Here is a 6,000-nt window from a genome sequence, read left to right as displayed (position 1 = left end):
CCCTCAGCCCGAAGGGAAAGGGAATGGTTGAGGCGCAGAGTTAAATCGAAGTACGGCGATAGCTGCGGTATTCAGGCATCCAGAAGTTGTCGTCAATCGCCTGCTGCAGCGCGTCGGCAGAGGTCTTCACCGCCACACCCTGCTGCTGCGCCATTTTACCGACCGCAAAGGCGATAGCGCGCGACACCTTATGAATGTCTTTCAGCTCTGGCAGCACCAGACCTTCGCCGTCGTTGACCAGCGGCGAGTGGCCCGCCAGGGTTTCGCTCGCGGACATCAGCATTTCATCGGTAATGCGCGACGCCCCGGAGGCGATAACGCCCAGACCAATGCCCGGGAAGATATACGAGTTGTTACACTGGGCAATCGGATAAGTTTTATCTTTCCACACGACCGGATCGAACGGGCTGCCGGTAGCAACCAGCGCGTTACCTTCGGTCCATGCAATGATGTCCTGCGGCGTTGCTTCCACGCGGGAGGTCGGGTTGGAGAGCGGCATCACGATAGGGCGTTCGCAGTGCTTGTGCATCTCGCGAATAATCTCTTCGGTGAAGAGACCGGTTTGACCGGAAACGCCAATCAGAATATCCGGCTTCACGTTGCGCACCACGTCCAGCAGGGAGAGCACTTCGTTGTCGGTATCCCAGTTTTTCAGATTCTCGCGCTTCTGCACCAGTTTGGTCTGGAACGGCAGCAGGTTCGGCATACCGTCGGTCAGCAGGCCGAAGCGATCAACCATAAAGACGCGGGAGCGGGCCAGCTCTTCACTCAGGCCTTCACGCTGGGTCTGGGCGATAATCTGCTCGGCGATACCGCAGCCCGCAGAGCCCGCGCCCAGGAAGACGATTTTCTGGTAGCTCAGCTGGCTGCCTGCCGCGCGGCTGGCGGCGATAAGCGTCCCCACGGTCACCGCGGCGGTGCCCTGAATGTCGTCGTTAAAGGAGCAGATCTCATCGCGATAGCGGTTCAGCAGCGGCATCGCGTTTTTCTGCGCGAAGTCTTCGAACTGCAGCAGCACGTCCGGCCAGCGGTGCTTCACGGCCTGGATGAAATCATCGACAAACTGATAATACTCGTCGTCAGTAATACGCGGATGACGCCAGCCCATATAGAGCGGATCGTTAAGCAGCTGCTGGTTGTTGGTACCGACATCCAGCACCACTGGCAGGGTATACGCCGGGCTGATGCCGCCACAGGCGGTATAGAGGGAGAGTTTACCGATTGGGATCCCCATCCCGCCAATGCCCTGGTCGCCGAGGCCGAGAATACGTTCGCCGTCGGTCACCACGATCACTTTGATATTGTGGTTTGGCACGTTCTGCAGAATGTCGTCCATGTTGTGACGGTTCTGATAAGAGATGAATACCCCGCGCGAGCGGCGGTAGATCTCAGAGAAACGCTCACAGGCCGCGCCTACCGTCGGGGTGTAGATCACCGGCATCATCTCTTCCAGATGGTTCTGCACCAGGCGGTAGAAGAGGGTTTCATTGGTGTCCTGAATGTTACGCAGGTAGATGTGTTTATCGATTTCAGTTTTGAAACCCTGATACTGGATCCACGCGCGCTCTGCCTGCTCTTCAATGGTTTCCACCACTTCCGGCAGTAAACCCAGCAGGTTAAAGCTGCTGCGCTCTTCCATGCTGAAGGCGCTGCCTTTGTTGAGCAGGGGGAATTCGAGTAAAACCGGTCCGGCGTATGGGATGTATAAGGAACGATGTTTTTTCAGTTTGTTGTCCATGTCACTCACTCTTTTTATGAAGATCCGTCCCTGACACTGCTGTTTGTCATCTTTCTGGCCTGTGCGATGGGATGCGGTCCGGCGGTATTATAAAGGAGCTAAATATGAATTACCGCAACACATAAACAAAAACACCATCGGGATTACCGATGGTGTTCTGGATCTCACTCTGGAACTTACTTGCCGGCGTGGCGTTTTCTGCCGGTGGCGTGAGTGACTTGCGTCTCATGGTCGCCTTCAATCACCACTTTGCGCTGATTAGAAAGCTTGTAGTTCAGTCCCAGAATATGGCGTGCCTGACGGTTCGATTTCATGTTAACTCCTCAATCCTGTTGATAGTTTTAAGGACCAGTTTGCTTACGCAAACGAAATGTAACCCCTTAGGTTGCAGATCCAGCTTAGCAGGTTTTTACAAGGGTGCGTTTTGCCCGCTGACGACGTAGTTAATGGTCTGCTGGTAGATGTCACTGAGGATGTCATTGTCTGTGGATTCCACCCATTTGGTCAGTTCCATTAAAATGTCATCTTCAGTCACAGCACCGTGCTCGGCGTGAAGACCCTGCGCAATCGCGTTAACGAGTTCAGGTTGTGCTGCTGCGGTATTAGCCGGGTAATAAGTAAACATGCTGCCTCCGTGTCGTTGTCTGTTTAATGGTACGGCTCGCAAAAAATTAATTCATAAACAGAATGGCAAATATTCTCCCGGTTGTGGTTCAGATTCATCTTAGAAATAAAAATGCCATAAGTGCATGCTTTTATGTGGTTTTAACGGGTGAGAATATATTGTCGCGTCACGGAGGGAATATTAGGGAGGTGCTCCTGCCATCATGAAAATAGAGCAGGAGCAGCGTTTAAATTACCACTTCATTTCGCCGGTATTGACCTTAGCGCTTAATTCCAGCGAGCTCTCTTCCGCAAGATTCGGATACTGTTTTTTCAGGGTACGGATAACGCCAGCGGAATCTTTATGTGCAGCTAAAGCCTTTTCAAAGCGCTGCAGATAGTCACGCGTAAAATCAATCGCGCCACTGCCCGCGGGTGGGTTACCCAGATAGTGGCCCGGGATCACGCGTTCTGGCTTATGCGCAGCCATCGCCTGCAGGGTCTCCTGCCACTGCTTACGGCTTTCCGCGGTCTGCGTGTCTGCCGTCCAGACGTGAATACCCCAGGCTACCCCGGTGCCGCCGAGGATGGTTTTCGCTGACGGGATCCACACATAGGCCGCGTAGCTGTCAGGCTGCTCGATGTCGATCTTTTCTCCGTCAACCATAAACGTGGTGGAGGCGAGTACCTGCGGAACAATCAGTTCCGTTGGCGCACCGTCTTTCATCTGCGGACCCCAGAAAGCCAGCTTCGCGTCTTTGGTGGCCTTAATATGGTCAACCACGTGCTGTGTGGCCACCACTTTGGCATTCGGGAAGGCTTTAACCAGCGGCTGCAGGCCAAAGTAGAAATCCGGATCGCCGGAGGTGATCACAATCTTATTCAGGGTTTTGCCGCTGCGGCGAATCTTCTCCACCAGCGCTTCGCCATCTTTCACGCTGAACTGCGCGTCAAACAGCACCGCTTCCTTCGGACCGGAAACCAGCGTAGAAGAGACCGCGAAAATGCCTTTTTCCTGCGGGTTATAGGTATCAACGTTCAGCGGTGCGGCAAACGCGGCTGGCGTGAAAAGGGTGGAAAGCAGGGCAATGTGAGTGAGTTTCATGCTGTTGTCTCTGTTGTTCAGGAATGTGTCTATTGTACGGATATTCGTATTTGCCAGAATTCCTGAAACAAGACATGCTTAGTTTCATAAATCGAGCAGATGGAGTGGATATGGATCGCGTTATTGCCGCCCAGGTTTATAACCGGATATGCGAGCTGGGAAGTTTGAGCGCGGCGGCCCGCGCGCTGGGTATCTCCCGGCCGATGGTAAGCCGTTATCTGGAACAAATGGAAAAGTGGGCGGGAACCCGGCTGGTAAACCGCTCCACGCGCAAGCTGACGCTGACCGCGGCAGGCGAAAAGGTGCTGCAAAAAACGCGGACGCTCTCGCAGATCTCGCAGGAAATTGAGGGCCAGTCGGAAAAAGCTCTGCCGTCAGGCACCCTGCGGGTGGCCTGCGCGCACTTTACCGCCATGCACCTGATTGCGCCGGTGCTGCCCGGTCTGCTCTCGCGCTACCCGCAGCTGCGTATCGAGCTGGACGTGAATAATCACCCGGTGAGCCTGGTGGGTGAGCGTATTGATGTTGCGGTGCGTATTACCGACAATCCCGAGCCCGGGATGATTGCCCGCCGCCTGGGGGAGTGTCGTTCGGTACTCTGCGCCTCGCCGGATTATCTGGCACAGCACGGGACACCCGACAGCCCCGAAGCATTAGCGCAGCATAACTGCCTGCACTACAGCTTCTTTGCCGGGCAGTCCTGGCACTTTCTGACCCCGGAAGGGGAAAGCCTGAGCGTCGCCGTCAGCGGCAACCTGAGCGCCAGCATCTCTTCGCTGTTGATGGAGGCGGCGATGAAGCACTGCGGTATTGCCATGCTGCCGGAGCGCGAAGCGCGTGCCGCCCTTGAGCAGGGATTGCTGGTGCCGGTGCTGGCGGCGCTTGCGCCAAAACCGCTGGCCATCCATGGCATTTATCAGTCCCGGGAGTATCAGCCTGCCGCGCTGCGGGTGTTCCTTGATGAGCTGGCCCGCTACCTGGCATGAGGGGGCGATGATTTTTTCTGTAGCCAGGGCGAAGCCGTGCTCCAGAAAATAATATCGGCCCCGAGATAGTTTTCAGCAAACTGGTCAAATTCCGCTTTGGTAAAGGGCTTACCGGTCTTTGGATTTTTATAGGTCAGGGTAGGCTCCTGAACCGCCATCGCGATGAGCGGCAGCGTCTGTTTATTTTTATTGAAGAAGGGATAGGCATTCTTCATGTGCGCCTTGCGGTTGGGCACGATGTCCGGCCCGCCCAGGCCGATGTTGTTGGCGCTGGCATAAGCAAAAAGCCGCCCCATATAGTTATGGTCATTATCCCATTCGCACGGCCAGAAATTGACATATTGCACCACATGGGATTTCTGAAACGCCTTCCGCGCAAAGGCCAGGTTTTCCATTTCGCCTGCAAAGTAGCTGTCGCAGCTAAACCCGGCGGGCGGATGTTTCTCGTCGAGATCGATGGCGGTTTCGGGCAGGTTTACCCCATACACCTCGCCATCAAAGCGTTTTGCAAGGGCCGCCAGCAGTGCCTGGTAGCGCTGGCGCACGGCAGGATCCCACTGGCGCGCTACCCATCCTGAACCGACGGGCTTGCCTTCGCCGGGGTTATCGAACTGCGGTGCGAGCCCGCCACCGTATTGCTTATCGTGCAGCAGATAATCCGGGACGTAGCGGGCGTCCGGCTCAAAAAAACGATCCTGGATCTGGATGAAGAGCTTTTTTCGCGCGGCCTGAAGGCGCGCCAGATCCCGTTCAATCCGCGAGAAGTCATACCGGTCCTTCTCCGGCTCAAGCGCGCGCCAGTTATAGACGATCTGCACGCCGCCGATGTCGCTTCGCGCAACAAGCGGGAATGCCGCATCGAGTTCGTCGGAACTGGTGTAGATAAAGTTCTCCGGCGTTTTCGCCAGTAAAGACAACGAAAGAGCCAGCGTGGTTACCGCAACGGCCATCCTGATTTTTAGCGCCACAGGTTTATCCTTTTTGTCGGTACAGCAGGTGAATGTCCCGGAATTATCTGTGTTCCGGGGTGGGTCAGATACGTAGTCTATACTTAACCCTTTGTAAGCCAAAAGGAGAGCAAGAATGACGATTCATAAGCACGGTTCGGCACACTGGTCCGGTGATATCAAGCAGGGGAAAGGGACGGTTTCTACTGAAAGTGGCGTCCTGAATCAACAACCTTACGGCTTTAATACCCGTTTCGAAGGCGCTAAAGGGACCAACCCGGAAGAGCTGATTGGTGCAGCACATGCTGCCTGCTTCTCAATGGCACTGTCGCTGATGATTGGTGAAGCGGGTTACACCGCCGATTCCATTGATACCACGGCGGATGTCTCGCTGGATAAAACCGAGAGCGGCTTTGCAATCAGCAAAATTGCGCTAACCAGTAAGGTTACTGTGCCAGGTATCGACCCGCAGAAGTTTGACGGCATTATTCAGAAAGCCAAGGCGGGCTGCCCGGTGTCGCAGGTACTGAAAGCCGAGATCACGCTGGACTATACGCTTAACTAAGCCTGAGCCGGGTTAGCGCCCGGCTATCCCTTTTGCCGTGTGGCGCTGCGCTTACC

The 6,000-nt window shown here is 55.1% G+C and carries 7 protein-coding genes; 2 read left to right on the top strand and 5 right to left on the bottom strand.

Annotated elements, in window-relative coordinates:
• Window positions 1-40 precede the first annotated feature (40 nt).
• The 4 genes from EKN83_RS09300 to EKN83_RS09285 all read right to left on the bottom strand — a co-directional run bounded on the left by EKN83_RS09300 (window position 41) and on the right by EKN83_RS09285 (window position 3,446).
• A complete protein-coding gene (locus tag EKN83_RS09300) occupies window positions 41-1,738 on the bottom strand; it encodes an NAD-dependent malic enzyme (RefSeq protein WP_013096532.1) in 1,698 nt (565 codons plus the stop codon).
• 176 nt (window positions 1,739-1,914) lie between these two features.
• Window positions 1,915-2,052 (bottom strand): stationary-phase-induced ribosome-associated protein, encoded by a 138-nt coding sequence (gene sra, locus EKN83_RS09295; RefSeq protein WP_008501714.1) that lies wholly within the window; start codon window positions 2,050-2,052, stop codon window positions 1,915-1,917.
• Window positions 2,053-2,147: 95 nt separating this feature from the next.
• Window positions 2,148-2,363: a biofilm-dependent modulation protein gene (gene bdm / locus EKN83_RS09290; protein WP_013096534.1), complete on the bottom strand. Its 216-nt coding sequence runs from the start codon at window positions 2,361-2,363 to the stop codon at window positions 2,148-2,150.
• 231 nt (window positions 2,364-2,594) lie between these two features.
• A complete protein-coding gene (locus tag EKN83_RS09285; protein WP_126800764.1) occupies window positions 2,595-3,446 on the bottom strand; it encodes a Vmh family MBL fold metallo-hydrolase in 852 nt (283 codons plus the stop codon).
• Between the two features lie 110 nt (window positions 3,447-3,556).
• Here EKN83_RS09285 and EKN83_RS09280 point away from each other — a divergent pair, with 110 nt between their 5' ends.
• Complete coding sequence (locus EKN83_RS09280) at window positions 3,557-4,432, top strand: LysR family transcriptional regulator (RefSeq protein ID WP_126800763.1); 876 nt, start codon at window positions 3,557-3,559, stop codon at window positions 4,430-4,432.
• On the opposite strand, the gene EKN83_RS09275 is transcribed toward EKN83_RS09280, so the two are convergent.
• A complete protein-coding gene (locus EKN83_RS09275) occupies window positions 4,420-5,382 on the bottom strand; it encodes a hypothetical protein (RefSeq protein ID WP_409513606.1) in 963 nt (320 codons plus the stop codon). The two genes, EKN83_RS09280 and EKN83_RS09275, sit on opposite strands and share 13 nt — an antisense overlap.
• Before the next feature lie 133 nt (window positions 5,383-5,515).
• Between EKN83_RS09275 and EKN83_RS09270 the strand changes: the two genes are divergently transcribed.
• On the top strand, window positions 5,516-5,944 hold the full coding sequence (locus EKN83_RS09270; RefSeq protein WP_025756512.1) for an OsmC family protein: 429 nt from the start codon (window positions 5,516-5,518) through the stop codon (window positions 5,942-5,944).
• The last annotated feature ends 56 nt before the right edge of the window (window positions 5,945-6,000 follow it).

The organism is Enterobacter sp. WCHEn090032, assembly GCF_003986875.1.
GTDB lineage: Bacteria > Pseudomonadota > Gammaproteobacteria > Enterobacterales > Enterobacteriaceae > Enterobacter > Enterobacter sichuanensis.
Note: the sequence above shows the minus strand (reverse complement) of the source record. Positions and strands in the feature narration are given on the sequence as shown.

Bases quoted from the DNA above. Each gene is read 5' to 3' on its own strand.
- EKN83_RS09300 (WP_013096532.1), bottom strand. From the start codon at position 1,738: ATGGACAACAAACTGAAAAAACATCGTTCCTTATACATCCCATACGCC.
- sra (WP_008501714.1), bottom strand. From the start codon at position 2,052: ATGAAATCGAACCGTCAGGCACGCCATATTCTGGGACTGAACTACAAG.
- bdm (WP_013096534.1), bottom strand. From the start codon at position 2,363: ATGTTTACTTATTACCCGGCTAATACCGCAGCAGCACAACCTGAACTC.
- EKN83_RS09285 (WP_126800764.1), bottom strand. From the start codon at position 3,446: ATGAAACTCACTCACATTGCCCTGCTTTCCACCCTTTTCACGCCAGCC.
- EKN83_RS09280 (WP_126800763.1), top strand. From the start codon at position 3,557: ATGGATCGCGTTATTGCCGCCCAGGTTTATAACCGGATATGCGAGCTG.
- EKN83_RS09275 (WP_409513606.1), bottom strand. From the start codon at position 5,382: ATGGCCGTTGCGGTAACCACGCTGGCTCTTTCGTTGTCTTTACTGGCG.
- EKN83_RS09270 (WP_025756512.1), top strand. From the start codon at position 5,516: ATGACGATTCATAAGCACGGTTCGGCACACTGGTCCGGTGATATCAAG.